The 25,125-nt window shown below is 60.2% G+C and carries 20 protein-coding genes; 7 read left to right on the forward strand and 13 right to left on the reverse strand.

What is annotated here, in order from left to right; all coding sequences use genetic code 11:
• Positions 1 to 389: 389 nt before the first annotated feature.
• Positions 390 to 1,679 carry an IS110 family transposase gene (locus tag DW850_RS00305; RefSeq protein WP_158565199.1) on the forward strand — a complete coding sequence of 430 codons (1,290 nt, stop codon included), beginning with the start codon at positions 390 to 392 and terminating at the stop codon, positions 1,677 to 1,679.
• 63 nt (positions 1,680 to 1,742) lie between these two features.
• Here the strand turns inward: DW850_RS00305 and DW850_RS00310 are convergent, their stop codons facing one another.
• Together DW850_RS00310 and DW850_RS00315 are read right to left on the reverse strand one after the other, a co-directional pair.
• Positions 1,743 to 2,768: an aspartate-semialdehyde dehydrogenase gene (locus DW850_RS00310; protein ID WP_117785917.1), complete on the reverse strand. Its 1,026-nt coding sequence runs from the start codon at positions 2,766 to 2,768 to the stop codon at positions 1,743 to 1,745.
• A gap of 174 nt (positions 2,769 to 2,942) precedes the next feature.
• Positions 2,943 to 4,331: an aspartate kinase gene (locus DW850_RS00315; RefSeq protein ID WP_117654959.1), complete on the reverse strand. Its 1,389-nt coding sequence runs from the start codon at positions 4,329 to 4,331 to the stop codon at positions 2,943 to 2,945.
• A gap of 103 nt (positions 4,332 to 4,434) precedes the next feature.
• Here DW850_RS00315 and thrC point away from each other — a divergent pair, with 103 nt between their 5' ends.
• On the forward strand, positions 4,435 to 5,952 hold the full coding sequence (gene thrC, locus DW850_RS00320; RefSeq protein WP_117785918.1) for a threonine synthase: 1,518 nt from the start codon (positions 4,435 to 4,437) through the stop codon (positions 5,950 to 5,952).
• A gap of 201 nt (positions 5,953 to 6,153) precedes the next feature.
• Positions 6,154 to 7,035: a homoserine kinase gene (thrB, locus tag DW850_RS00325; protein ID WP_117785919.1), complete on the forward strand. Its 882-nt coding sequence runs from the start codon at positions 6,154 to 6,156 to the stop codon at positions 7,033 to 7,035.
• 282 nt (positions 7,036 to 7,317) lie between these two features.
• On the opposite strand, the gene DW850_RS00330 is transcribed toward thrB, so the two are convergent.
• The 10 genes from DW850_RS00330 to DW850_RS00375 all read right to left on the reverse strand — a co-directional run bounded on the left by DW850_RS00330 (position 7,318) and on the right by DW850_RS00375 (position 17,281).
• Positions 7,318 to 7,950: a helix-turn-helix transcriptional regulator gene (locus DW850_RS00330; RefSeq protein ID WP_117564737.1), complete on the reverse strand. Its 633-nt coding sequence runs from the start codon at positions 7,948 to 7,950 to the stop codon at positions 7,318 to 7,320.
• A gap of 31 nt (positions 7,951 to 7,981) precedes the next feature.
• Positions 7,982 to 8,665: a DUF3990 domain-containing protein gene (locus DW850_RS00335; RefSeq protein WP_117785920.1), complete on the reverse strand. Its 684-nt coding sequence runs from the start codon at positions 8,663 to 8,665 to the stop codon at positions 7,982 to 7,984.
• A 94-nt stretch (positions 8,666 to 8,759) separates the two neighbouring features.
• Complete coding sequence (gene yihA, locus DW850_RS00340; RefSeq protein WP_055252447.1) at positions 8,760 to 9,350, reverse strand: ribosome biogenesis GTP-binding protein YihA/YsxC; 591 nt, start codon at positions 9,348 to 9,350, stop codon at positions 8,760 to 8,762.
• 38 nt (positions 9,351 to 9,388) lie between these two features.
• Positions 9,389 to 10,129: a 5'-methylthioadenosine/S-adenosylhomocysteine nucleosidase gene (gene mtnN, locus DW850_RS00345; protein WP_117785921.1), complete on the reverse strand. Its 741-nt coding sequence runs from the start codon at positions 10,127 to 10,129 to the stop codon at positions 9,389 to 9,391.
• 125 nt (positions 10,130 to 10,254) lie between these two features.
• Positions 10,255 to 11,073: a pyruvate formate-lyase-activating protein gene (pflA, locus tag DW850_RS00350; RefSeq protein ID WP_117785922.1), complete on the reverse strand. Its 819-nt coding sequence runs from the start codon at positions 11,071 to 11,073 to the stop codon at positions 10,255 to 10,257.
• Between the two features lie 187 nt (positions 11,074 to 11,260).
• Entirely contained in the window at positions 11,261 to 12,115 is an 855-nt protein-coding gene (locus tag DW850_RS00355; RefSeq protein ID WP_117785923.1) for a DegV family protein, read from the reverse strand.
• A gap of 435 nt (positions 12,116 to 12,550) precedes the next feature.
• Positions 12,551 to 12,802 carry an autonomous glycyl radical cofactor GrcA3 gene (grcA3, locus tag DW850_RS00360; RefSeq protein WP_055252439.1) on the reverse strand — a complete coding sequence of 84 codons (252 nt, stop codon included), beginning with the start codon at positions 12,800 to 12,802 and terminating at the stop codon, positions 12,551 to 12,553.
• 85 nt (positions 12,803 to 12,887) lie between these two features.
• The gene (gene pflB, locus DW850_RS00365; RefSeq protein WP_117637024.1) at positions 12,888 to 14,939 is read right to left on the reverse strand and encodes a formate C-acetyltransferase; all 2,052 of its coding nucleotides are present in this window, start codon (positions 14,937 to 14,939) and stop codon (positions 12,888 to 12,890) included.
• A gap of 470 nt (positions 14,940 to 15,409) precedes the next feature.
• Positions 15,410 to 16,423: a 2-keto-3-deoxygluconate permease gene (locus DW850_RS00370; RefSeq protein ID WP_117564719.1), complete on the reverse strand. Its 1,014-nt coding sequence runs from the start codon at positions 16,421 to 16,423 to the stop codon at positions 15,410 to 15,412.
• 108 nt (positions 16,424 to 16,531) lie between these two features.
• Positions 16,532 to 17,281, reverse strand: coding sequence for an SDR family NAD(P)-dependent oxidoreductase (locus DW850_RS00375; RefSeq protein WP_117785924.1), 750 nt, complete (start codon positions 17,279 to 17,281; stop codon positions 16,532 to 16,534).
• A gap of 251 nt (positions 17,282 to 17,532) precedes the next feature.
• On the opposite strand from DW850_RS00375, the gene DW850_RS00380 reads away from it, so the two are divergent.
• Genes DW850_RS00380 through DW850_RS00390 form a run of 3 tightly spaced genes read left to right on the forward strand, consistent with a single transcriptional unit; the run spans position 17,533 to position 22,201 of the window.
• Complete coding sequence (locus tag DW850_RS00380; RefSeq protein ID WP_117785925.1) at positions 17,533 to 17,982, forward strand: MarR family winged helix-turn-helix transcriptional regulator; 450 nt, start codon at positions 17,533 to 17,535, stop codon at positions 17,980 to 17,982.
• On the forward strand, positions 17,979 to 20,345 hold the full coding sequence (locus DW850_RS00385; RefSeq protein ID WP_117785926.1) for an ABC transporter ATP-binding protein: 2,367 nt from the start codon (positions 17,979 to 17,981) through the stop codon (positions 20,343 to 20,345). The genes DW850_RS00380 and DW850_RS00385 overlap by 4 nt, the downstream gene beginning before the upstream one ends.
• Positions 20,345 to 22,201 (forward strand): ABC transporter ATP-binding protein, encoded by a 1,857-nt coding sequence (locus DW850_RS00390; protein ID WP_117785927.1) that lies wholly within the window; start codon positions 20,345 to 20,347, stop codon positions 22,199 to 22,201. Before DW850_RS00385 ends, DW850_RS00390 begins: the two co-directional genes overlap by 1 nt.
• Before the next feature lie 557 nt (positions 22,202 to 22,758).
• Here DW850_RS00390 and DW850_RS00400 read toward each other — a convergent pair.
• A complete protein-coding gene (locus DW850_RS00400) occupies positions 22,759 to 23,790 on the reverse strand; it encodes a 3-deoxy-7-phosphoheptulonate synthase (protein ID WP_117564710.1) in 1,032 nt (343 codons plus the stop codon).
• 344 nt (positions 23,791 to 24,134) lie between these two features.
• Here DW850_RS00400 and DW850_RS00405 point away from each other — a divergent pair, with 344 nt between their 5' ends.
• Entirely contained in the window at positions 24,135 to 24,785 is a 651-nt protein-coding gene (locus DW850_RS00405; protein ID WP_117716324.1) for a GNAT family N-acetyltransferase, read from the forward strand.
• Positions 24,786 to 25,125: the final 340 nt, after the last annotated feature.

The raw sequence follows: 25,125 nt of genomic DNA on the forward strand, positions 1-25,125 counted from the left end.
CGCCCCCACATCAGCCCAGCGGCCCCAACCAACAACGTCCCCATCGCAGAGCGCTCGCAACAGCGTCACCGCAGGCGGGGGCCGGGCTTGGTTTTCAGAACATTCCGCACTGATATTGTCTGTATTGAAGACGTCGATGATGCGCCCGTATACCATTGACGTCGACACCATCAGATGCGGACCGCGCGGTGACCCCACATTCCGCTGGCGCCCACAGGGCTGCCCTCGTTTCCTGACATGTCCCGCGCGGGCCGCGGCGAGCCGAGACCGCCGCATGACCTAATAGGAGCATGGAGCGATACCGCGGACCCGAACAACCGCATTCTATCGCGCCCCGTCAGTGTGCCGTCTGCCCGGTCCAGGCGAGCACGGAAAGAACGGAGCGAGACATGAGAACCGAATCGACACCCGGCGCCCGCGGGCCGGTCTTCTGCGGGGTCGACACCCACGCCGACTCGCACTGGCTGTGCGTCCTCGACTGGAGGGGCCGCAAGGTCCTGTCCCGCCAGTTCCCCGCCGACGCGGCGGGCTACGAGGCGCTCGCCGGGGCGATCGCGGCGGCCGGGGAGCCGGCCTGCGTCGCGATGGAGGGGACGTCGTCCTACGGGGCGGGCCTCACCAGGCACCTCGCGTCGCTGGGGATGCCCGTGCGCGAGGCGCTCTCCCCGGCGAGGATGCAGAGGAGGCGCCCGGGGCAGGGAAAGTGCGACGAGGCGGACGCGGAGAGGGCCGCCCGCGCGGCGATGTCCGGCTCAAAGCTCGGGACCCCCAAGAGCCAGGACGGGTGGGTCGACGGGGTGCGCTGCATGCTCGCGGCGCGCTCCGGGGCGGTGAAGGCGCGGACCTCGGCGATAAACACCGCGAGGTCGCTGCTCACCACCGCGCCGGAGGGGCTCAGGTCGAGGTTCCGCGGCATGGGAGGGCCGAGGCTGATGGAGGAGCTCCCCTCCGTGCGCGCCGAGGGCGCGCTGGGCGCCGCGCTCGGCGCGCTGGCGGACCTGTGGGAGGCGGCACGCGACGCGGCGCTCGACATGGAGCGCGCGATCGAGGCGTCCCTGGAGGAGAACTGCCCCGCGCTGCTGGCGATGTACGGGTGCGGGCCCGTGAGCGCGGCCAAGCTCGCGGTCGCGGCCGGGGACAACCCGGGCAGGCTGCGCTCCGAGGCGTCGTTCGCGGCGATATGCGGGGCCTGCCCCATCCCCGCCTCGAGCGGCAAGACCGTGAGGCACAGGCTCAACAGGGGCGGCGACCGGCAGGCGAACAGCGCGCTGCACGAGATCGCGAGGCAGAGGGTCATGCGCGACCCCGAGACCGCCGAGTACGCCGAGAGGGCCAGGGGGCGGGGAAAGAGCGACAGGGAGGTCATGAGGTGCCTCAAGCGCTACGTGGCCAGGGAGGCGTACCGGGCGCTGATGCACCCGCACGAGATCAGGAGGCCCGAGGACGCCTCGGAGCTCGTGGCGTCCAGGCGCGCGGCGAAGGTCAGCCAGGTGAGGGCGGCGTCCATATTGGGAACCAGCGAGAAGTACATCTCGATGCTGGAGAGGGGCCAAAGGGAGCTCAGGCCCATAAGGAGGGCCTACGAGGCATGGGTCGAGGCCGGACTTCCGCTCGATTGGGACAGGCAAGCCTTCGAGGCCGAGCGCAAAATGGATTCTAAAAAACACCTTGCCAAATAGGAGCGCCACACATGGTCGAGGACGTTCTGAAAACCAAGCCCGGCCCCCGCCGGACAGGTCAAACTACTCGCAGAGCAGCTTAGCGATCTGGACGGCGTTGGTTGCCGCGCCCTTACGGATTTGGTCGCCGCAGCACCAGAAGGTGATACCGCGCGCGGCCTCGGGGTTCGAGATGTCGCGACGCACGCGGCCGACCCAAATCAGGTCCTGGTCGGACGTATCCATCGGCATGGGGAAGCGGTCGTGTGCATCCTCGGCGCTCATGTCGTCAACCAGCTTGACGCTGGGAGCGGCAGCCAGCGCAGCACGGGCCTCCTCAACCGTAATGTCGCGCTCAAACTCAAGCGTAATGCTCTCGGAGTGCGAGCGCAGCACGGGCACGCGCACGCAGGTGCAGTTCACGCGCAGCTCGGGCAGATGCATAATCTTGCGACCCTCGTTTTGCAGCTTCATCTCCTCGGAGGTAAAGCCCTCCTCCTTGACGCCGCCAATCTGCGGAATCAGGTTGCTCGCCAGCTGGGCGGCAAATGCACGCGGCTCGGGAATCTCCTCGCCGCGACCCAGGGCGGCCAGCTGAGCCTCGAGCTCGGCCATACCGGGAGCGCCGGCACCCGAAGCCGCCTGATACGTCGAGACGATCATGCGCTTCACGCCGGCGAGCTGATGCAGCGGCCACGTAGGAACCAGGCCGATGATGGTCGCGCAGTTGGGATTGGCGATAAGGCCGTGATGCCACTTGATGTCGTCGGCATTGATCTCAGGCACAACCAGCGGCACCTCGGGATCCATGCGGAAGGCGTGGCTGTTGTCGACCACGACGGCGCCGCGCTTGACGGCCTCGGGCAGTAGCTCCTTCGCAATATCGTCGCCGGCGGCGCCGAGCACGATGTCGCAGCCCTCAAAGGCCTCGGGGCAAGCTTCCTCAATCACGATCTGCTCGCCGCGGAACTCAACGGTCTTGCCCGCAGAGCGCGCGCTCGCTAGCAGCTTGAGCTTGCCAACCGGAAACTCCTGCTCGTTGAGGCACTCGAGCATCTGGGTGCCCACGGCTCCCGTCGCGCCCAAAATAGCAACCGTGTACTGTTTCATGCTTCCCCCTTTAAAGGTTGTGGCTTTTGCCCGCACGCCGAGCAGGCTGGTTTTTCTTGCCCAGTTTATACAAAAACGGGACGGGCATGAAACCCGCCCCGTCGAAACGAAACCGAAACGAAACGCCCTACGGTAGATTTTTAGGCATGTCCCAAAAATCTACCGGGATGGTCGTTACTTGCGGAAGGCGGCCAGGGCGGGATCGACCGGCGCGGAAGCCTCCAGGTCGGAGACCTTTACAATGCCGTTCTCGTCGGAGAAGGCGCGGTAAATGGTCCGAATCGCCAGGTCGAAGTCCTTCTCCTCGACGCCGATAATGATGTTGATCTCGTCGCAGCTCTGCGAAATCATGCGCACGCTCACGCCGGCCTGGCCGAGCATACCAAACAGGTGGCCGGAAATACCGGCGCGGCCGCGCAGGTTGCGGCCGACGGTCGCGATGAGCGCCAGGCCCTCAACAACCTCGATCTCGAGCGGCTCGACCTCCTGCTGAATGTCGCCCACGAGCGAGTACAGCGAATCGCGCACATCCTGCTCCTGCACCACGGCGCCAAAGCGATCGACGCCGGTGGGCATATGCTCAACGGAAACGTCATAGCGCTCGAAAACCGAAAGCGCGCGGCGCATAAAGCCGACGCGGGGCTTGGTACGGTCGCGGGCCACGTTGATGGCGACAAAGCCGCGCTTGCCGGTCACGCCGGTAATGATGGGCTCCGCCTCGCCCTCGTCTGCGGTCTCGCTAATGATGGTGCCGGGATCCCGCGGGGCGTTGGTGTTCTTGATGACCAGCGGAATGCCCGCCTCGCGCACGGGGAACACGGCCTCCTCGTGCAGAACGCTCGCGCCCATGTACGAAAGCTCGCGCAGCTCCTCGTAGGTAACGCGCGCGATGGGCTGAGCCTCGGGAACAATACGCGGATCGGCAGAATAGAAGCCCGAGACGTCAGTCCAGTTCTCGTACAGGTCGGCACCCAGGCACTTGGCCAGGATCGAGCCCGAGATATCGCCACCGCCGCGGTCGAGCAGCTTGATCTGCCCCTCGCGCGTCGCGCCGTAGAAACCGGGCATGACAAAGCCGCCCTGCTGGCCATACTCCTGCACCAGCTCGGAAGTGCGGTTCATGCTGAGCGTACCGTCGTGATGGAACGCCACGACCGTCGCGGCGTCCAGGAACGGCAGGCCCAGGTACTCGGCCATCAGGCGGGCGGTAAAGTACTCGCCGCGGCTCACGAGCTCCTCGGTGGAGTAGCCGCCCGAGCGGGCGCGCTCGGCAAAGGCCGCAAACTCCTCGCGGATGGGATAGGTGAGCTCCAGCTCGTCAGCGATATCAAAATAGCGCTGGCCGATGTCCTCGAGCAGTTCCTCGCACGACACGTGATACTTAACGTGTGCGTTAACCAGATAGAGCAGGTCAGTCACCTTGGTGTCACCCTTAAAGCGGCGACCGCAGGCGGAAACCACCACAAAACGGCGGGCCGGGTCGGCATCGACAATGGCCTTGATCTTCTTGAAGTGTTCGGCGTCGGCGACCGACGAGCCGCCAAACTTGGCAATCTTTATCATGGCGTGGAGGTTACCTTTCTAAAAGCCTCTGCAAACCTGTTTTGCGCGCTCTGATACCATGGGTTCACCGATTGGGACCAAGGCATCCGAGGAGCAGTGTTATATGGGAACTTATCATAGTACACGAGGACGCACTTTATCGTGCTCAAGTAAGGTAGCAATCCGCACCGGCATCGCTCCCGACGGGGGTTTGTTCGTCTCGGACGAGCTTGGCACCCAGCAGCTCGATATCAGCACACTTGCCGATAAATCGTACTTTGAAATCGCTCAAGATGTGTTGGGAATGTTACTGAATGATTACACGCCCGAAGAAATTTCGGCCTGTGTGAATGAGGCATACCGCGGCACGTTTGCAAGCGAAGAGGTCACGCCGCTCGTCAAACTCGACGCCGCACCGGGCGCCGACGCCCCTCAAACCTATGTAATGGAGCTCTTTGGCGGCCCCACGAGCGCCTTCAAGGACGTCGCCCTGCAAATGCTCCCCCGCCTCATGGCCCGCACCTCCGCCAAGGACGGCGGCGCCGAGCGCATCATGATCGTCACCGCCACGTCGGGCGACACCGGCAAGGCTGCACTCGCCGGCTTTGCCGATGCTCCGGGCACGGGCATCACCGTCTTTTATCCCGAGGGCAAAGTCAGCCGCGTGCAGAATCTGCAGATGTCCACGCAGGAGGGCGATAACGTCGCTGTCTGCGGCATCCGCGGCAACTTCGATGACGCCCAGAGCGCCGTCAAGCGCATCTTTGCCGATAAGGAGCTTGCCGAGCGCCTGGAGGCCGCCGGCACCGTGCTTTCGAGCGCCAACTCCATCAACGTCGGCCGTTTAGTGCCGCAGGTCGTCTACTACTTTGCCGCCTATGCGCAGCTGCTGCGTGCCGGCGCTATCGAGGCCGGCGACGCCGTTGAGTTCTGCGTGCCGACCGGCAACTTTGGCGATATCCTGGCCGGCTACTACGCCAAGCGCATGGGCCTGCCCGTCGCCAAGCTCGTCGTCGCAAGCGACAAGAACAACGTGCTGGCCGACTTTTTGACCACCGGCGTCTACGACCGCAACCGTCCGTTCTTCACGACCATCTCGCCGTCGATGGACATCCTTATCAGCTCCAACCTGGAGCGCATGCTCTACTTCCTGTCCGACGGCGACTGCGAGCTCGTTGCCGGCCTTATGGAGCAGCTGGCACAGACCGGTCGCTACGAAGTGCCCGCCAATCTGCTCGCAAAGATTCAGAGCGTCTTTGGCTGCGGCTGGGCCAGCGAGGACGAAGTCCGCGCTGCCATCAAGAGCTGCTGGGACGCAAACGGCTACGTGATTGACCCGCACACCGCCTGCGGCTATCACGTCTTTGAAAAAGTCCCCCCCGCCGAGGGCGCCAAGGCCCGCGTGCTGCTTTCGACCGCCAGCCCCTACAAGTTCCCGCGCGCCTGCTGCGACGCTCTGGGCCTCGACGTTCCCGAGGATGATTTTGAGGCTATGCGTGTGCTCGAGCAGGCCACCGATACGGTCGCCCCGGCACAACTTGCCGAGCTCGAGTCCAAGCCCGTCCGCTTTGAAGACGTCTGCGACGTCGATGAGATGGCAAGCTACGTCGAGTCTGCAGCAAAACGAATGAGCACCAACTAAACCCCTTATTAAGCGCCGGCGAAAGCCGGCGCACCTTCTTTTTATTAAGCTTTCGGGATGATGACGAGCATGCGAGCGGGTCTGGCCGTTTAGTTCGTCGCGAGTTCCGCACGAGCCGGAAAGCACTTAATGTGCTTTCCGAGCGAGCCAGGACTGCCCGAGCAGCGAACTAAACGGCCAGACCCGCCCAGGAGGACCCACATGATCAAAATCACCGTCCCAGCAACCAGCGCCAACCTAGGCATCGGCTACGACACCCTCGGCATGGCCGTCAGCCTCTACTCGCACTTCACCTTCGAGCGTACCGACAAGCTCACCATCACGGGCTGCCCCGAGGAGTTCCAAAACGAGAACAACCTGGTCTATGTGAGCTTTGTCGATGCTCTGGCCGCCTGGGGCGAGCAGGCCTTCCCCGTTGCCATCGACATCCAGACCGACGTGCCCGTCGCTCGCGGCCTGGGTTCCAGCTCCACCTGCGTCGTCGCTGGCATCATGGCGGCCGCCGCGCTGACGGGCCACACCGTCGACCGTGCCGAGCTCGTCCGCATTGCCACCGAGGTCGAGGGCCATCCCGATAACGTCGCCCCTGCCATCCTGGGCGGTGCCGTTTGCTCCTTTACGCCGACTGATTCGCTCCCCCAGTGCCTGCGCTACGAGGTGAGCGATCGCTTGCGTTTTATTACCGTGATTCCGCCCTACGAGGTGCATACGAGCGAGGCGCGCAAGGTTGTGCCGCAGGAGATTCCACTCTCCACCGCCGTATGGCAAATGGGCCGCATCGCCGGCATGACGCGCGGCCTGGAGACCGGCGACCTTGACCTAATTGCCGCCGTCAACGACGACCGCATCCAGGAGCCCTATCGCCGCCGCCTGATTCCCGATTACAACGCTGTGCGCGACACCTGCCTTAATGGCGGCGCCAAGACCATCTGGATCAGTGGCTCCGGCTCGACCCTCATGGCCGTAACCGACGATACCATCGTGGCGAAGTTCCTGCAGGTCAAGCTGCGCGAGCAGTTCCCCAAGTGCGATACGCATATTCTGACGTGCGACACGGAAGGCGCCCAGATCGAATACCTGTAGTCGCCGTACCTTATACCCGCCGGGGAGGCCAGGGGCTTTGCCCCCAAATCGTCCTCGGACATGGCAGGACCCCCGCTGCGCACTTCGTGCGGCGGGGGTCCTGTCGTCCTGCGGAAAGATTTGGGGGCAAAGCCCCTGGCCTCCCCTATGTTAACTTCGCTGGCGGCGGCTACAGGGACCTACGCTCTGGAAAGTCGCCGGGCTGATAGTTGCTTTTTATTGGTAGGGGCTCTTGCTAGGCTGGAGCACTTCCTAGAGGCGGGCATCGGCTGTGTGCTTGGTTTAGGCTGCGCTAGTTTCTTTGTATTCAAAGACTGGCTCTAAGATGTCTTCGATGCTGCAGTGCAGGACTTTCGCCATATCCCTTACGGTTGTTACCGATGCTTCGTTGATGTTTCTCTGGCGCTGTTCGTACATTTGGATTGAGCGGAGTGATACGCCCGATTCGTATGCCAGGTCTTGTTGGGTTTTCTTGAGCCTCTTTCTTGCTTGCGCCAGTTTAGTTTGACGAGGTGTTTTCTTCGCCATATCGCAAATAAGACGCGCCACACGTTCCTCTGAGGCTTCATGCCAGGGATAGTACAGACCGCGCAGCGCATCAAATGGAACGACATGCAGCAGATCTTCGAAAGACTCCCCTAAACGCCACTGCAGGTATGCCAGCATCCAGCCCGCCCAATATTCCGGAGTCTTCTCAAATCGATAGGTGCAGTCCGGTATAGGCCTGTTTTGATAGCCCGATCTTTCGGCGATAAGCGCGAACAGCTCAACGCCCGATTTTCCCGATACGACCCATGCGTTGCCGCGTTCGAACTCGCGAGCTACGCCGCTGAGGCAAAAGAGTTCAGCAACTTCCGATCCCTCTGCTCCATAATCATTAACGGCATAGTCAAAGCAGTCGCCTAGGTTGTTCATTGCGTCCTCGAGGTAATAGACGGGATATGTCCTACTCGGCCCACAATCCGTTAACTCTTGGATCATTTAAATCAACCCTCCCTGCCATCAAATCCCTAATGTCGACACCCTCGGTGTCAAATCCGTTTATCGTATCCAGATACTTACGTCGAGCATTCTGTTCTCGCTCAAATCGTTTGGGATAAAACTCAGCTCCCGAGGCCTGCTTCCAATCGCGGAACCTGATCGCCGAGAACGCGCGCTCACTCATAAGAGCGTATTGGATGCCCAAATCGCCCAAGCGCATAATGAGTTGCAGTTGCCTGAGCGAGATCATGCCGTTAACGAACTGTCTTGCAAACGAAAAGTAGGAATCGTCGGCGCGAAAGCCTCGAATAACATCATAGGGAGAAATATCAATCAGGCAGTTATCCAGCAGATAGCGAAGTCCTTCGCGTGCCAGCGGCGTCGAGACATTAAACTCCCGGTTGTCGGCCAAAATCGCAAGCCAATTAAGAATTGAAAACTCCCCGGACTCCAAATCCAAGACCGCGAGACCATCCATATCGAGCTCATATCGATTCGCGATACCATCGGACTCGGTCCGGCATGCCCATTCCATCGCCATTTCCTCATGTGGCGTGCAATAAAACCCACGTCCATAGTCGTTGAACTGCTTACATCTATCCAGCGACGGATGCTCGACAACAACCTCCGACCCGTGCCACAGCTCCATATCGGCCTCCTAAAAAATATCACCACAGTGATAGTTTACCAATAACTATCACTGAGGTGATATAGATAAGAGCTTTTGAGGGGTTGTAGCTCGATTAGAGGCAGGCCTCGGCGATGCGGCGCTTGAGTTCGTCGATACCGGTGCCGGTCTGGGAGCTCGTGATGATTACATTCTCGGCCGGGACGTTGAGCTGCTTTTTGATGGCTGCTGCCTGGCGGGCCTGCTGGGTGCGGCTGAGCTTATCGGCTTTGGTGAGGCAGACGATAAAGTTGAACTCGTTGCCCTGTAGGTAGTCAATCATGTCGTGGTCGAGCTTGCTGGGGTCGTGACGAATGTCCACCAGCGAGACGACCAAGTTAAAGCTGCGCTCGGAGTCGAAGAAGTCGCCGATGAGCTCGGCCCAACGGTCGCGCTCGGCCTTGGAGCGACGGGCGAAACCGTAACCCGGCAGGTCCACGAAATGCACGTCGTCGGCCTCAAAGAAGTTGATGTTGCTCGTCTTGCCCGGCGTGCTGGAAACCTTGACCAGGTTCTTGCGGCCAAAGAGCTTGTTCATAATCGACGACTTGCCCACGTTGGAGCGGCCGACAAAGCTCACCTCGGGGCAGGTGGACTCGGGAATCTGCGAAACCTTGCCGTAGCTGGCGACGAACTTGGCAAGCTGGTAGTTAATGGAATCGGCCATGGACACTCCTTGGTCGTAGGTTCTTACAAATAGACGCGCTATTGCGCAGCGGCAATGCGGCGGACGATATCGAGCGTGATGTCACTTGCGACACGTGCATACTCGAACAGATCGAACTCGCGCTCGCAAATTGCATCGTACGCCTCGTCACAATTATCACTGATAGCGCGCAACACCAGGCAATCGACACCATTTTTGGTTGCGACATGCGCAATTGCCGCGCCCTCCATCTCGACGCAATCGGCATGCGTGGCCTCAATCGCAGCGGTACGCATGGCGTCACCCGTAACAAAGCGGTCACCCGTGGCGATAGTGCCACACAGGAACTGCTTGGGGTCCTTCTCCGCAGCCGCTACATCCAGCGATGCGTCCACAAACCCGTGCTCGGCAAGCACGACGGCGGCAACATCAGCCAACGCCGGCGTCGAGGCAAACTCCTCGAGCCCCGGCGCAGACTCTGCAATGAGCGACGTGTCGGTATCGAGATAGCGCAGGCACTTGCCTATAACCATGTCGTTAATATGGAGCTTAGGGTTTAGGCCACCCGCAATGCCCGAAAACACAACGGCCTGCGGAGCATATTTGCTGATGAGATGCTGTGTTGCGCCAGCGGCGTTCACGGTACCCATGCCAGCGGTCGTGGCGACCACCGTCAGACCGTCGAGCTCGCCGCTCACAACGGTCAAGCCCGCCTCTTGCGCCTCATGCGCGCCACTCAGCTCTTCCTTAATCTGCGCAACCTCTTTTTCGAGTGCGCCTATGATCGCGATGGTTGCCATGCCATCCCCCAAATCCGTGCAAGTTGCTTATCCACGGTATGGTACCAGCATTTTGACTCAACCGCGCGATACGAAGCCGCTAGACCAGCGCGGCGCGGGTATCATAAAGGGGCAAAAATGACTTGCTAGTCGATGGCGTTTTTGAGCTCCGCACGGCGCTTTTTCATGCCGGTCATAACGGCATTGCGCAACTCGGGCATGCGAGCGGTATCCATCTGGGGCACGCCCTCAAGCTTATAGGGAATGCCCAGTTGCTCGTACTTGACGACACCCATCGTGTGATACGGCAGCATCTCCAGGCCCACCACGTTGTGCCATGGAGCGATGAGGCGACCGAGCTTCTCGCACTCCTCCACCGTGTCGGTAATGCCCGGCACCACCACGTGACGGATAACGACCTTGATCTTGCGACGCGCCAGTTCATCGCCAAACGCCAGGATACGTGCGGGATCGCAACCGGTCAGCTTTTTATGCTCAACCGGATCGGCATGCTTAATGTCGAGCAGCACCATGTCGGTCTCGTTGAGAACGGCATCGAACTTCTCGGGGTGGTTGGGGTCAAACGCATAACCGCAGCTATCCAGGCAGGTATGCACGCGGCCATCGGGGTTGTTATGCATGGCACGGAACAGGTCGGCTAAAAACTCGGGCTGCAGAAGCGGCTCGCCGCCGGACACCGTAATGCCACCGCTGCGATAGAACTCGTGGTTACTCTGGAACTCATCCATCAGGTGCTCGACGGTCACCATGGTGCCGCCGTTGACCGACCAGGTATCGGGATTGTGGCAATACGCGCAGCGCATGGGGCAGCCCTGAACAAACACCACAAAGCGGATGCCGGGTCCGTCGACCGTTCCCATCGTCTCGATCGAATGCACGCGGCCAAGGGCAAACGCAGAGTCCTCGGGACGAGCGTCCACACCCTCAAGCGTCATTTCTGCCATTCGCGCTACCTTGCCTCTCCTTGGTTTTAGTTACATAAATGCCAGAGCCATTCTAGCCCATACGCATGATGGTGAAACGGTTTAGTGGTCAATTGGGTTGTTCTATTTGGCCCCACACAAAAGCGGCGGGAAGGTTGTCACAACCCACCCGCCGCCGAGGCAATAGATATCGATAGACGCCAGGCCTTTACGCCTTAAGCGTGAGCACCGCGCCGAAGGCGGTCGGGCCGCAATGGCTCGAGATGACGCCGCCGACCTGAGTCCAGGTAATGTCCTTAAAGCCCAGGTCGTGCGCATAGACTTCCATGTCGTCGCGCAGCTCCTCGGAAAGACCTACCGAATATGCCAAGCCAATGTGCGAGTAGTCGATCTCGCCCTTGGCAACCATATGGTCAATAAAGGCGCGGGCGCATTTGAGCATAGAGCCGCGGAACTTCTTGGTTGCCACGAACTTGCCGCCCGTTACCTCAATGCAGGGCTTAATCTTGAGCAGATGGGCGCCCAGGAACGCAACGTTGGACAAGCGACCGCCCGCCTTAAGGAAGGCAAGGTCCGTAGGAACAAAGCCCAACAGCACGCGGTCCATGACCGAATTGGTGAAGGCGAAAATTTCGTCGACGGTGGCATCGGGGTGGGCCTCGATGTATTTGGCAGTCTCGACGACAACGAGCGACTGGCCTACCGAGACAAAGCGCGTGTCCATGGAGTAGACGTAATCGCGACCCTTGGCGGCGATCTTCGATGATTGATGCGAGCAGGTCGTGGCCTCGGAATATGCAAGATGCAAAATAGTCGCGTCGGGTTGCTCGGCATGGATGCGGTCGTACACATGCGCAAAATCCGCTGGCGAACAGCCACTGGTCTTGGGCATCACACCAAACTCGTTGCAACGCGAATAAATCTCGAGCGGATCGATCGAGCCGTCCTCGACGGTCTCGTCACCAATCGTGACATGCATGGGCACGCGCACGATGCCGTAGCGCTCGCAGAGCTCCGGCGTCACATCCGACCCAGACTCAACCACGATTACGTACTTGCCCATTCTTATCACGACCTATCTCGACGTTGGCTTTTCACTACATGACACACGCCCGGCGCACTGTTGCACAACGGCGTCCAAGCGCCAAAGAGACGCCGCCCTTTGCACATAACAAAGGACAGCGTCTCCCTGGAAAACTCCGTGCTTAACTGAGATTCTACACGGTTTATTGCTAAGTGTTACTTACTCCGCAAACGGTAGCTATACGCGATAAACGGTAGCAAGCAAGAATCCAGAACGCTCAACCCATCAGGAGAGTTCCGCCTAAAGGGTGACTACACAGGAGACCCGCGAGGGCGTAATGGGCTTCTCCCCAGAACATTCCGCAGGACGAAAGTGCCCCGCCGAGCGAAGCGCACGGCGGGGCACTTTCATGTCCGAGGACGTTCTGGGGAGAAGCCCATTACGCCCTCGCGATCCTGCGGGAGTTAAACCCCTTTAGAACTTGTTGTGGAAGGTACGCGAAATGACCTCGTCCTGCTGCTCCTTGGTGAGCGTGTGGAAGTTCACGGCATAGCCGGAAACGCGGATGGTCAGCTGCGGGTACTTCTCGGGGTGAGCCTGAGCATCGAGCAACGTCTCACGGTTGAAGACGTTGATGTTCAGGTGGTGGCCACCCTTCTCGGCGTAAGCGTCGAGCATGTGGACCAGGTTATCGGCCTGAGTCTCGGAAACTTCAGAAACCTTCATAATGTGTCTCCTTCGATCGATAGGCGCCGGCCGAAACCGGCGCACTAATCAGTAATCGTTATTGTTAGTATAGCACTAACAATAGTTACTCGCCCAGCTGATCAAGGTCGATATCGCCAAAGAACACCTGGTCCTCCTTGCCGAGCGCACCCGGGATGATGGAGAAGGTGTTGGAGATGCCGTCCTGAGCATCGCGGAACGGGAGCTTGGAAACCGAAGACAGCGAAGCGATGGCGCCGTGGCTATCGCGCTTGTGCATGGGGTTAGCACCCGGGGCGAACGGCTGGCCAGCCTTGCGGCCGTCGGGCGTGGAGCCGGTCTTCTTACCGTACACGACGTTGGAGGTAATGGTCAGAACCGAGGTCGTGGGCACGGAGTTGCGGTAGGTGTCGTTCATGCGGATGTACTCCATGAACTGGTGCACAACGTCGTGAGCGATCTGGTCGACGCGGTCGTCGTCGTTACCGTACTTGGGGAACTCGCCCTCGGTCTCGAAGTCGACGATGATGCCGTTCTCGTCACGGACGGGGTGGACCTTGGCGTACTTGATGGCGGACAGGGAGTCAGCCACGACGGAAAGGCCAGCGATGCCCGTAGCGAACCAACGATGCACGTGCTTGTCGTGCAGAGCCATCTGGATGCGCTCGTAGCAATACTTGTCGTGCATGTAGTGAATGATGTTCAGCGAGTTGACGTACACGCCAGCGAGCCACTTCATCATGTCGTTGTACTTGGCCACAACGTCGTCGTAATCGAGCGTATCGCCCTCGACGGCGCGGTACTTGGGGCCGACCTGCTTCTTGGAGACCTCGTCAACACCGCCGTTGAGCGCGTAGAGCAGGCACTTGGCCAGGTTGGCACGGGCGCCGAAGAACTGCATCTCCTTACCAATGCGCATGGAGGACACGCAGCAGGCGATGCCGTAGTCGTCGCCGTGGTAAACGCGCATGAGGTCGTCGTTCTCGTACTGAATCGAGGAGCTGGCGACAGAAGTCTTGGCGCAGAACTTCTTGAAGTTCTCGGGCAGACGGGTCGACCACAGAACGGTCATGTTGGGCTCGGGGCTGGTGCCCATGTTCTCGAGCGTGTGCAGGTAGCGGTAGCTCATCTTGGTAACGAGCGTACGGCCGTCAACACCCATGCCGCCGATGGACTCGGTGACCCACTGCGGATCGCCGGTAAACAGGGCCTGGTACTCGGGGGTACGGGCAAACTTGACCATACGGAGCTTCATGATGAAGTGATCCACGAACTCCTGGATCTGCTCCTCGGTGAAGGTACCGTTGGCAAGGTCGCGCTCAGCGTAGATGTCGATGAACGTGGAGGTACGGCCGATGGACATAGCGGCGCCGTTCTGCTCCTTGACGGAAGCGAGGTAGGCGAAGTACATCCACTGGATGGCCTCCTGCGTGTTGGTAGCAGGGTTGGAAATGTCGAAACCATAGGTCTCGGCCATCATCTTGAGCTCGCCGAGGGCGCGGATCTGCTCCTGCAGCTCCTCACGATCGCGGATGTTGTCGGCGGTCATGACCGTCGGGGTGGAAGCCTTCTGGGCCTCCTTGTCCTTGATCAGGTAGTCGACACCGTACAGGGCGACACGACGGTAGTCGCCGATGATGCGGCCGCGGCCATAGCCATCGGGCAGACCGGTGATGATGTGGGCCGAACGGCAGGCGCGCATCTCCGGGGTGTAGACATCGAAGACGCCGGCGTTGTGGGTCTTGCGCTCGAAGGTGTAGCGCTCGACAACGTTCTCGTCGACCTTGTAGCCGTGCTGGCTGGCAGCCTGGCAAGCGATGCGGATACCACCGTTGACGTGCAGCGCGCGCTTGAGCGGCTTGTCGGTCTGGAGGCCGACGATGGTCTCCTTCTCGCGGTGGGCGTTATCGATGTAGCCAGCGGGGTGGCTCACGATACCCGTGACGGTCTTGGTGTCCATATCGAGGACGCCGCCCTGCTCGCGCTCCTTGAGCAGCAGGTCGAGAACCTCGCCCCACAGCTCCTTGGTACGCTCGGTCGGGCCGGCGAGGAACGACTCGTCGCCCTCGTAGGGGGTGTAGTTCTTCTGGATGAAGTCTCGGACGTCAACCTCTCCCGTCCAGATGCCTTCCTTGAAGCCTTCCCATGCCTCCTGCATTGTGTAACCACGCTCCTAGTTACGTGTAATGCGGCGCTCTCTCACACCGCTGCTTATTGAATTCTTGAATTATCGGCTTGCACTACCGGCTTCTTCCGTTCTTCACCACACATTGGTACAGGGAAAAACGTTTGTCCACCTTGGAACTGCAACCCAAAACCCAAGATTTCACCCGTTTGAGAAGGATAACATAGCCACCCCCTTCATCAGGGCTGTTATATGTTTCTTTTTTTATACCATTAGGGCGTTTTTAACAAATCCGCAGGAAATGCGAGCGCGAGCAACTACCGTTCACCGATTTGTTTGGTATATTTCCTTGCCTTTGTACGACGTTCACTCTAGCTGTTATGCCAGTTTTAGCAGGGTAAAGTGCCCCAGAGACCCCGCAGAAACTGCAGGGCGGCCACGGGATTTCCCCCGGGACCGCCCTGTGGCATGGTTAGTTATTTAGCTTTGATTGCCGCTTGGCATTAGGCGGCTGCGGCGGCCTTGTCGGTCGTTGCCTTGCTGTGGCCCTGACCCTCAAAATGCTTGTAGCACCAGCTGGTGACCAGCGGGGTCAAAATGGCCGTCACGATAGCACATGCTGCAACCTGCGCCGTAGCCGTCGCGAGCACCGCGCCGCCGTACATGGCCTCGTTGACGCTTGCCATGGCAGCAGGCGTGGCCACATTGGCTCCGGCGCAGCTCGAAATGGCCGCACCTGCGACACCCGTACCGCCCGTGAGCTTATCGACAGCGATGACGGGAATTGCAAAGACTACCGAGCAGATCACGCCGAGCAGGATGCCGGGAAGACCACCGTTGATAAGCTGGCCAAAGGTCATGGTCGAGCCCATGGCAAAGAAGACGAGCACGATGATGGCGGAAAGTGCCGGTGCCATCATCTTCTTAAAGCTCGGGAAGAGGTTACCCAGAATAATGCCGACGACGATCGGCAGGATGGCGCCCACGAGCGACCAACCGATCGGAGCCTGACCGGCAGCGCCGAGCACGATCATCGTGACCGGAGGGCCGACAACCAGCGTGGTGATTGCGACGGCACCACGCTCGGCCTCATTGCCCATGGTGCCCATCAGACCAGCGTACATAGCGTTGTTGGCGCCGGTGCAAGCGGCCAGCATCACCATGGCAGAGATGCCAAACAGGTTGTCGTTGAATACATAAAGGATGAGCAGCGACACGGCAACGACCACGATCTGCTTGACGGCGATGATGATGGCGCCGCGGGCAGCGGCGGCAGGAGCGCTCTTAAACGAAATCGTCGTACCGACGATGAGCAAAAAAGCGCCAACAAGCGGGCCTGCGCCCTGCTGGGTCATGCCGAGCGTAAAGCTGCCGAGCGTTTTGAACAGGTCGGGGAACAGCGTGTTGAGCAGGCAGCCCAACAAAAGCGGCACCAAAATATTGGCACCCGGGATGGAGGACATCTTAAAGAACGGCTCCTTTGCCGCCGGCGCCTCCACCGCAGTCGATTCACTCATATATATCTCCTTTGGATGCATGCGAATCGTAGCCGCACGCGCCTATGTCAGAAAGAAGGCGACGGTCCCGAGTCGCAGGAACCGTCGCCGAATAATCGTCGTGGGGTATTACCCGTCCAGGACGATGCCGCCGTCGCAGTCGCCGATCTCGCCGTTCACGAAGCTGGCGAGGTCGGAAGCGAAGAACAGCACCATCTGCGCAGGCTCGCTTGCCTGTGCGGCGCGGCCCAGGGGGATACCGTTGATGATGCGCTGAGAGTTCTCGTCAGAGAGAATCGAGGTCATATCGGTAAGGGTGAGCGACGGGCATACAGCGTTGCAGCGGACGCCGAACTTGCCGCCCTCCTTGGCGACTGCCTTGGTTAGACCGTTAACACCGGCCTTGGAGCTGGCGTAGGCAGCGGTACCGAGCAGACCACCACCGATCTTGCCAGCAACAGAGCTCACGTTGACGATAGTGCCGGCGTGGGCCGCCTTAAAGTGCGGGTACACGGCATTCATCATGGTAAAGGTGCCGTTGAGGTTGATGTCGATGGTGCGGCGCCACTCGGTGTCGTCGATCTCGTCAAACTTCTTGGTGCTGATGACGCCAGCGCAGTTGATCAGGATGTTGGTTTGCGGCAGGTCCGTAAAAATCTGCTCGACGGTCTCGCGCGCCTTGGGTGCATCGGCGACATCGAGCTGATAGAACTTGTTGCCCTCGCCAAGCTCGGCCACCGCAGACTCGCCCTTAGCAGCGTTCCTTGCGATGAGCGCGACGTGTCCGCCGCCCGCAACGATGCCCTTGGCAATCTCGAGACCAATGCCCTGAGTGCCGCCCGTGACAATCGCGGTCTTGCCCGTGAAGTCAAATGCCATGACTCCATCCCCCTTTATATAAGGTGTCTCCTCGCGGGAAGTTGGAGCATCGCACGTGGCGATTATATGAGTCCCAGTCGTCATGGTGGTGACAACCCCTCGCCTAACCGCGGGCATAATAGTTCTTTGAAACGCTTCAGCAATTGAATTTTTTAACTCTTTATGCGCTCTTTATATTGCCCACTGCATGAGGCCCGAATATGCGGGTATCATCTTTCACCGAAAATAGTTTCTAGTGTTAGGGGTTTTCGGTGGAAGATACCGATTTCCATGAGCTTGGGCGTCAGCTCTTTACCGAGTTTGGCAGCATTCACCAGCGCATTACGCGCTTTGCCGACCAAGCCCTGAGTGGCGAGATGGCCGTCATGCGCGCCCTCATGCTCGCCGGCGGCTCGCTCACGCCGAGCGAACTCGCCGATCGCGCCTGGGTCTCGAGCGCCCGCATCGCCAACATCCTGCGCGCCCTCGAAACCAAGGGCTGGGTCGAGCGCGAGCACTCAAAGACCGACCGTCGTCGCGTACACGTCACGGTGACCGACAAAGGCCGACAAGATATCGAAATCAAGCGTCGCGAATTCGAGGACCGCACCGCGGCCTTCCTCGAGCAGCTCGGCGAAACAGATACCCAAGAGATGGTGCGCCTTCTAAGGCGTTTCAACGAAATTATCGACCGCAATCAAGAAAGGAGAGATGCCGAGTGAGGATTCTCAAGCTCTTTAAAAAGCATGTCCTGGCACTGTTCACAGCTATCGTACTTATCGTAATCAGCTGCAACGCCGATCTGGCACTGCCTACCTACATGAGCGACATCGTCGACGTGGGCGTGCAGCAAGGCGGCATCGCCTCGCCCGTGCCCGACACCATTCGCGCCGAATCGCTCGACGACCTCGAACTCTTTATGAGCGCCAAGGATGCCAAGACGGTAGAGGCTGCGTTTGGCAAGGCGGACAAGAACGGCATCCGCACGTACAAGGGCACCGAGGACGAGCGCGCCGACGGCAGCAAGATTGCCGACATCATGAGCCTGCCCGAGACCGTCGTACTTTCGCTCAACCAAGGCATCGATGCCAGCTCCATGGGCGACATGATGGGCGCGTCCAGCGAGAAAGACAACAGCGACCCCCAGGCCATGCCCACCCCCGAGCAGATGGCGGCAATGACGCCCGAGCAGCTCGCCGAGATGCAGCAGAAGGCCGCAGCGGCGCAGAACATGCAAAAGCAGATTGATGCCGACGGCGGCAAGATCACCATGAAGAGCCTGCGTCTAGGCGTTGAAGACGGCCTCATCGACCAAGGCAAGCTCGTCGAGGGCGCCAACGAAATGGCGGACAAAATGGGCTCCATGTCGGGCTCCATCGTCACTCAGCGCGCCGTGAGCTATGTGCAGGACGAGTACAAGGCACAGGGCATCGACCCCGCCGACGTGCAGAACGCCTACCTGGGCCGCATGGCGACCACGATGTTTGGCCTGTGCCTGGTGTCGCTTGTCGCCACCATCCTGACCGGCGCCGTGGCTTCGCGCACCGCCTGCTCCATCGCCCGCGACCTGCGCCGCGAGACCTTCAACAAGGTTATGCACTTCTCGCCGGCCGAGGTGGGCAAGTTTAGCCAGGCCTCGCTCATCACCCGCTGCACCAACGACATTCAGCAGATTCAGATGGCCGCAACCCTGTTTATCCGCATGTGCCTCATGGCGCCCGTCATGGGCATCGTCGCCGTCATGCGCGTCCTGGCCAACCACACCGGCCTGGAGTGGACCATCGCCGTGGCCATCATCGCGGTCTCGGCCGTCGTCGGCGTGCTTATGGGCCTCACCATGCCCAAGTTCAAAAAGATGCAGAGCTTTGTGGACCGCGTGAACCTTACCGCCCGCGAGCTGCTCGACGGCCTTATGCCCATCCGCTCGTTTAACCGCGAGGAGCATGAGCTCGAGCGCTTTGACCAGGCGTCCCTCGACCTGATGACCACGCAGCTCTACACCAACCGAGCCATGAGCTTTATGATGCCGCTCATGATGCTGGTCATGAACTGCATCACCGTGCTTATCGTCTGGTTTGGTGCGCAGGGCGTGTCCGACGGCGTGATGCAGGTCGGCAACATGATGGCGTTTATCTCCTACACCATGCAGATCGTCATGGCGTTTATGATCCTCACCATGGTGTCGGTCATCCTACCCCGTGCCGAGGTCGCAGCCGAGCGCGTGGAAGAGGTCATCACCTGTCCCACGAGCATCAACGACCCCGTCTCGCCCAAACTGCCCGCGGCCAACGCGCCGCGCGGTGAGCTCGCCTTCCGCGACGTGAGCTTCCAGTATCCCGATGCCCGCGCCGATGTCATCAGCGGCGTGAACTTCACCACGCACGCCGGCCAGATGCTCGGCATCATCGGCTCCACGGGTTCGGGCAAGTCCACGCTTGTGCAGCTCATCCCGCGCCTGTACGACGTCACCGGCGGCAGCATTTCGCTCGACGGCATCGACGTGCGCGACATGACCCTTTCCGAGCTGCGCCGCCGCATTGGTTACATCCCGCAGCAGGGTCGTCTGTTCTCGGGCACCGTTGAGAGCAACCTCAAGTTTGCCGGCGACATGGTGAGCGACGAGGACATGCACCGGGCCGCGCGCATCGCCCAAGCCGAGGACTTTATCGCCGAGCGCGAGGGCGGCTACGACTCCCCCATCAGCCAGGGCGGCTCCAATGTCTCGGGCGGTCAGCGCCAGCGTCTGGCCATCGCACGCGCGTTGGCTAAAAAGCCCGAGGTCGTGGTGTTCGATGACTCGTTTAGCGCCCTCGACTACAAAACAGACGCGCGCCTGCGCGAGGAGCTTGCCAAAAACGTTACCCACGCCGCGCTCGTGGTCGTGGCCCAGCGCATCGCGACCATCATGCACGCCGACCAGATCATCGTGCTCGACGACGGCCACGTGGTGGGCACCGGTACGCACGAGGAGCTGCTGCACAGCTGCCCAGCGTACCTGGAGATCGCACAGTCGCAGCTTTCCGCCGAGGAGCTGGGGCTCACCCAAGAAGAAATTGAAGCCGTCATGGAAGGAGGCGAGCGCTAATGGCAGACAAGACCAAGACTCAGATTCCCAAGCCCACCCGCCAGCGTGGTCCTATGGGCCGTATGGGTGGCATGGGCCGCGGCGAAAAGGCCAAGGACTTTAAGGGCACCATGAGGCAGCTACTCGGCTATATCGGTCAGCACAAGATTGCCGTGTTTGCCGCCGTCGCCTTTGCCGTGTGCTCGGTCATCTTTAACATTGTGGGACCCAAGGTGCTCGGCCAGGTTACGACCAAACTGTTCGAGGGCCTGGTTGCCAAGGTCAACGGCACCGGCGATGTTGACTTTGACTGGATCGCCAAGACGCTCGGCTTTTTGCTCTGCCTGTATCTGGCAAGCTCTGTCTGCGGCCTCATCCAGGGCTGGCTCATGACCGGCGTCACGCAAAAGATTTGCTACCGCATGCGCAAGGAGATCGCCGCCAAGATCGCTGTCGTGCCGATGAGCTACTTCAACGGCCACAGCAAGGGCGACGTGCTCAGCCGCATCACCAACGATGTCGACACGCTGGGTCAGTCACTCAACCAGAGCGTGACACAACTCATCACATCGGTGACGCAGATTATCGGCGTGCTCGTCATGATGCTTTCGATCAGTCTGCCGCTCACCGGCGTCACCGTGCTCACACTGCCGGCCGCCGCGATTATCCTGACCGTGATGATTCACTTCTCGCAGCCGTACTTCCGCGAGCAGCAACAAGTCCTGGGCACCGTCAACGGCATTATCGAGGAGGACTTTGCCGGCCAGAACGTTATTCAGGTGTTCGACCGCGCCGAGGCCTCAATCGAGGAGTTCGACCGTCAAAACGACCGTCTCTTTATTAGTGGCTGGCGCTCGCAGTTCCTATCGGGCCTGATGATGCCGCTTATGAGCTTGGTGGGTAACATGGGCTACGTGGGCGTTGTCGTGGTGGGCGCACAGCTCGCGCTGACCGGCAATGCCACGCCCGGCGACATCCAGAGCTTTATCCAGTACGTGCGCAACTTTACGCAGCCGGTGCAGCAGCTGGGCAACGTGAGCAACACGATGCAGTCGATGGCCGCTGCCACCGAGCGCGTCTTTGAGTTCCTCGCCGCGCCCGAGGAGGAGCAGAAGGCCGACGCCCAGATTCCCGAGAAGCGCCCCGGCCACGTTGAGTTTGACCATGTCAAGTTTGGCTACACGCCCGACAAGACCATCATCCACGACTTTAGCTGCGAGGCGCAGCCCGGTCAGACCATCGCCATCGTCGGCCCCACCGGCGCCGGCAAGACCACGCTCATTAAGCTGCTGCAGCGTTTCTACGACGTGGACGGCGGTTCGCTGCGCGTCGAGGGCGTCGACGTGCGCGACTGGGACCGCGCGGCACTGCGCGGCGAGTTTGCCATGGTGCTGCAGGATACCTGGCTGTTTAACGGCACCATCCGCGAGAACATCCGCTACGGACGTCCCGATGCGACTGACGCCGAGGTCGAGGCCGCCGCGCGCGCCGCACGCTGCGACCACTTTATCCATACGCTCGCCGGCGGTTACGACTTTATGATCAATGAGGAGGGCACCAACCTCTCACAGGGCCAGCGCCAACTCGTGACCATCGCCCGCGCCATTTTGGCCGACCGTCCGGCGCTGATTTTGGACGAGGCGACCTCCAACGTCGATACCCGCACCGAGGAGCTTATTCAGCGCGCCATGGATGCGCTGATGCAGGGCCGCACGAGCTTTGTCATCGCGCACCGCCTGTCCACAATCCGCAACGCCGACGTAATCTTGGTGATTCGCGACGGCGACATCGTCGAGAAGGGCACACACGACGAACTGCTCGCCCAGGGCGGCTTCTACGCCGACCTGTACAACTCGCAGTTCGACGAGGCGGCGTAAAACCGGCGGCAAACAACCGCAATACCCAAAGAATGGGGGCGCAGGACAACCAGCGCCCCCATTTTTCGTTCTGCGGCCCTTGGGCCGCATCCCCTGGAGCCGAATTGACGGTCCTTTCCAGCCCCTGTGGGCAAAAAATGGCAAATATGAGTACTGTTACCTTTTTAGTAACAGCCAAAACAGCCCCATATGCTGCCCGCACGGCTTGCAAGCGCCCCTAAATTACTCAAATAGTTCTATAGCGGGCTTATATGTGTTAAGGTTAATGAACATATTTTCTGTTATGTCTATTATCTTATGCCGGCAATATGACACTACGATAGCAACAGTACTCATATTTGCCATTTTTTGCCCACAGGGCCTGGAAAAGGCCAACAGGGTAGTCATTGGGGACGTTCTTAAACGACCAGTCAAACAAGAACGTCCCCAACGACTACTTAAAAACGGGAGATTATCCACTCTCATTCTGCGAGCACTCATTTAAGTCTGTCCCCAATGAGTGCCCGGCAGCAACGGGACCGCCGATGTCTTGGCAGAGCCAGCGAAAACCCGCGTAACTAAACCCGCTCCGCGATCTCGTGAATGAGGTAGTCGGTCTTTTCCCAGCCCAGGCACGGATCGGTGATCGACTTGCCAAAGACACCGCCGTCGACCGGCTGGTTGCCGTCCTCAAGGTAGGACTCGATCATAAAGCCCTTGACCAGCCTTGAAATGGCTTCGTTGCGGCGGCAGCTGTCGAGCACCTCCTTGCAAATGCGATACTGCTCCAGCGGACGCTTGCCCGAGTTGTCGTGGTTGCAGTCGATGACCGCTGCCGGATTGGCATAGCCGGCGTGCTCGGTATAGCGCTCGGCCAGGCGCTCGAGGTGCTCGTAGTGGTAGTTGGGGTAGGTGCGCCCATCGAGACCGATGTAGCCACGCATAACGGCGTGCGCGAGCGGATTGCCGTCGCACTCGACCTCCCAGTTGCGGAAGATGAAACTCTGATGCGCCTGAGCGGCGTAGATGGAGTTGAGCATGACGGTGGTGGAGCCGGCAGTGGGGTTCTTCATGCCCACCGGCACCGAAATGCCGCTCGACACCAGACGGTGCTCCTGGTTCTCGACCGAGCGCGCGCCCACAGCGACGTAGCTCAGCAGATCGACAAGGTACTGATAGTTAGAGGGGTAGAGCATCTCGTCGGCGGTAAAGAAGCCGGTCTCCTCGATGACGCGCAGGTGCATGTGGCGAATGGCCTTGACGCCCTCGAGCAGGTCATCGGGCGCCTCGGGGTCGGGATTGTGCAGTAGACCCTTGTAGCCGGTACCCTTGGTGCGCGGCTTGTTGGTGTAGACACGCGGGATGATGATGAGCTTGTCCTTGACCTCCTCGGCGGTTTTGGCCAGGCGGTTCATGTACTCGAGGACCGAATCCTCCCGATCGGCAGAGCATGGGCCGATGATGAGCACCTTGCGCGCGTCCTCGCCGGTAAAGACCTTGGCGACCTCGGCGTCGAATGCCTGCTTCTTAGCGGTAAGCTCGGCGGAAAGCGGCATTTCCTCGCGGATCTCCATGGGGATCGGCAGCCTACGTTTGAAATCCATGGCCATAGGGGCCTCCTCAATCTATAGAGAGAGCAAAAAGCGTATTGTCGAGTGCTCGGCATTATCCGCTGTCGCACGCTAAAGTGCAAGCACAGCCTACTAAAAAGGGAATGAATCGACACAAGGGCCCGCTCACCACGAGAGTGGATAATCTCCCGTTTTTGGCCCATGTTCGCGCTCAAAGTGGGAGATTATCCACTCTCGTCGGGCAAGCGTCCGAAAATCCTCACTCGTGACCCCTTTTCCTCCGTCCCCGAGGGATCGGGGCTCGCCTGCCGAATGATTGATGCGGCCGCCCTGCGTCCATGTCACACTCAGAGGTGGCCTGACCCAACTTGGAAGGAGCCTTCATGAGCCTTGACAACGTAACCCTGCGCGCCGCCACGCTCGACGACCTGACCGGCATCGCCGCCATCTACAACCAGCTGTGGTGCAACACGCTGCGCAACCGCGGCGACGTCGAAGCTGCCGATTTCTGCGCGCGCTTTAACATCGCTATGCAGCTGCAACGCTCACCTATCGCGCTTGTCGCCGAGGCCGAGGGCCGCATTATCGCCGCCTGCTGCATCGGCATCTTCGAGGACGGCAAGCCGCGCACCAACCCCACGTGGGAGTCCTGCTACAACGAGATGCTCGCCCAGGCAACCGAAATGGCAAAGGCTGCCGACGCCAAGCTCGAGGGCTCGCTCTTCGGCGACAGTCGCGAAAAGGCCACGGCGGATCGCTTTGCCGCCACAGGCAACGAGTATGCCCAGGGCCAGCTCAACCTGATCATCATCGTGCCCGAGTGGCAGGGCAAGGGGCTCGGCCGCGCGCTTATCGACCTTGCGCGCGCCGAGCTCGCCAAGGCAGGCTGCACCAAGTTCTTCCTGATGAGCGACTGCAACTCCGACTGGCAGTTCTACGAGCACCTCAACATGAAGCGCATCCTGGAGGATCACAGTCAAGACACCGGCGACGGTTTTATCGTCTACATGTACGGAGGCGACACGCAGGGCTAACCCGCTAAGCAAGTACCAAAACCACCACAAAAGGCGCCCATCCCCCTTGTGGTGACAGGTTTTATCTGGGCGAACGTTAAGACCGCCGCGGGGGAGCTGCTTTCCCTCGCGGCGGTTTACTAACCGTGAAAACCAAGTGAGTAGGCTTTTGGCGGGATCCCGAGCACACCCCAAAACGCCGCAGCTCTGGCCTGCGGTTTTATCGAGCGTTTGTCGCGATGTGCTCGGCAGATCCCAAAAAGTCTACTCACTTGCATCCGAGACGCACCAGGCAGGCAAAAAACCGCCGCGAAAGGGGCCCGTCCCCCTTCGCGGCGGTTGTTCATCGCGGTTTTGCGAC

The sequence above is a fragment of the Collinsella sp. AM36-4AA genome, from assembly GCF_003467795.1.
In the GTDB taxonomy this organism is placed as follows: Bacteria; Actinomycetota; Coriobacteriia; order Coriobacteriales; family Coriobacteriaceae; genus Collinsella.

Coding starts and splice junctions, on each gene's coding strand:
- DW850_RS00305 (WP_158565199.1), top strand. CDS start 390: ATGAGAACCGAATCGACACCCGGCGCCCGCGGGCCGGTCTTCTGCGGG.
- DW850_RS00310 (WP_117785917.1), bottom strand. CDS start 2,768: ATGAAACAGTACACGGTTGCTATTTTGGGCGCGACGGGAGCCGTGGGC.
- DW850_RS00315 (WP_117654959.1), bottom strand. CDS start 4,331: ATGATAAAGATTGCCAAGTTTGGCGGCTCGTCGGTCGCCGACGCCGAA.
- thrC (WP_117785918.1), top strand. CDS start 4,435: ATGGGAACTTATCATAGTACACGAGGACGCACTTTATCGTGCTCAAGT.
- thrB (WP_117785919.1), top strand. CDS start 6,154: ATGATCAAAATCACCGTCCCAGCAACCAGCGCCAACCTAGGCATCGGC.
- DW850_RS00330 (WP_117564737.1), bottom strand. CDS start 7,950: ATGAACAACCTAGGCGACTGCTTTGACTATGCCGTTAATGATTATGGA.
- DW850_RS00335 (WP_117785920.1), bottom strand. CDS start 8,665: ATGGAGCTGTGGCACGGGTCGGAGGTTGTTGTCGAGCATCCGTCGCTG.
- yihA (WP_055252447.1), bottom strand. CDS start 9,350: ATGGCCGATTCCATTAACTACCAGCTTGCCAAGTTCGTCGCCAGCTAC.
- mtnN (WP_117785921.1), bottom strand. CDS start 10,129: ATGGCAACCATCGCGATCATAGGCGCACTCGAAAAAGAGGTTGCGCAG.
- pflA (WP_117785922.1), bottom strand. CDS start 11,073: ATGGCAGAAATGACGCTTGAGGGTGTGGACGCTCGTCCCGAGGACTCT.
- DW850_RS00355 (WP_117785923.1), bottom strand. CDS start 12,115: ATGGGCAAGTACGTAATCGTGGTTGAGTCTGGGTCGGATGTGACGCCG.
- grcA3 (WP_055252439.1), bottom strand. CDS start 12,802: ATGAAGGTTTCTGAAGTTTCCGAGACTCAGGCCGATAACCTGGTCCAC.
- pflB (WP_117637024.1), bottom strand. CDS start 14,939: ATGCAGGAGGCATGGGAAGGCTTCAAGGAAGGCATCTGGACGGGAGAG.
- DW850_RS00370 (WP_117564719.1), bottom strand. CDS start 16,423: ATGAGTGAATCGACTGCGGTGGAGGCGCCGGCGGCAAAGGAGCCGTTC.
- DW850_RS00375 (WP_117785924.1), bottom strand. CDS start 17,281: ATGGCATTTGACTTCACGGGCAAGACCGCGATTGTCACGGGCGGCACT.
- DW850_RS00390 (WP_117785927.1), top strand. CDS start 20,345: ATGGCAGACAAGACCAAGACTCAGATTCCCAAGCCCACCCGCCAGCGT.
- DW850_RS00400 (WP_117564710.1), bottom strand. CDS start 23,790: ATGGCCATGGATTTCAAACGTAGGCTGCCGATCCCCATGGAGATCCGC.
- DW850_RS00405 (WP_117716324.1), top strand. CDS start 24,135: ATGAGCCTTGACAACGTAACCCTGCGCGCCGCCACGCTCGACGACCTG.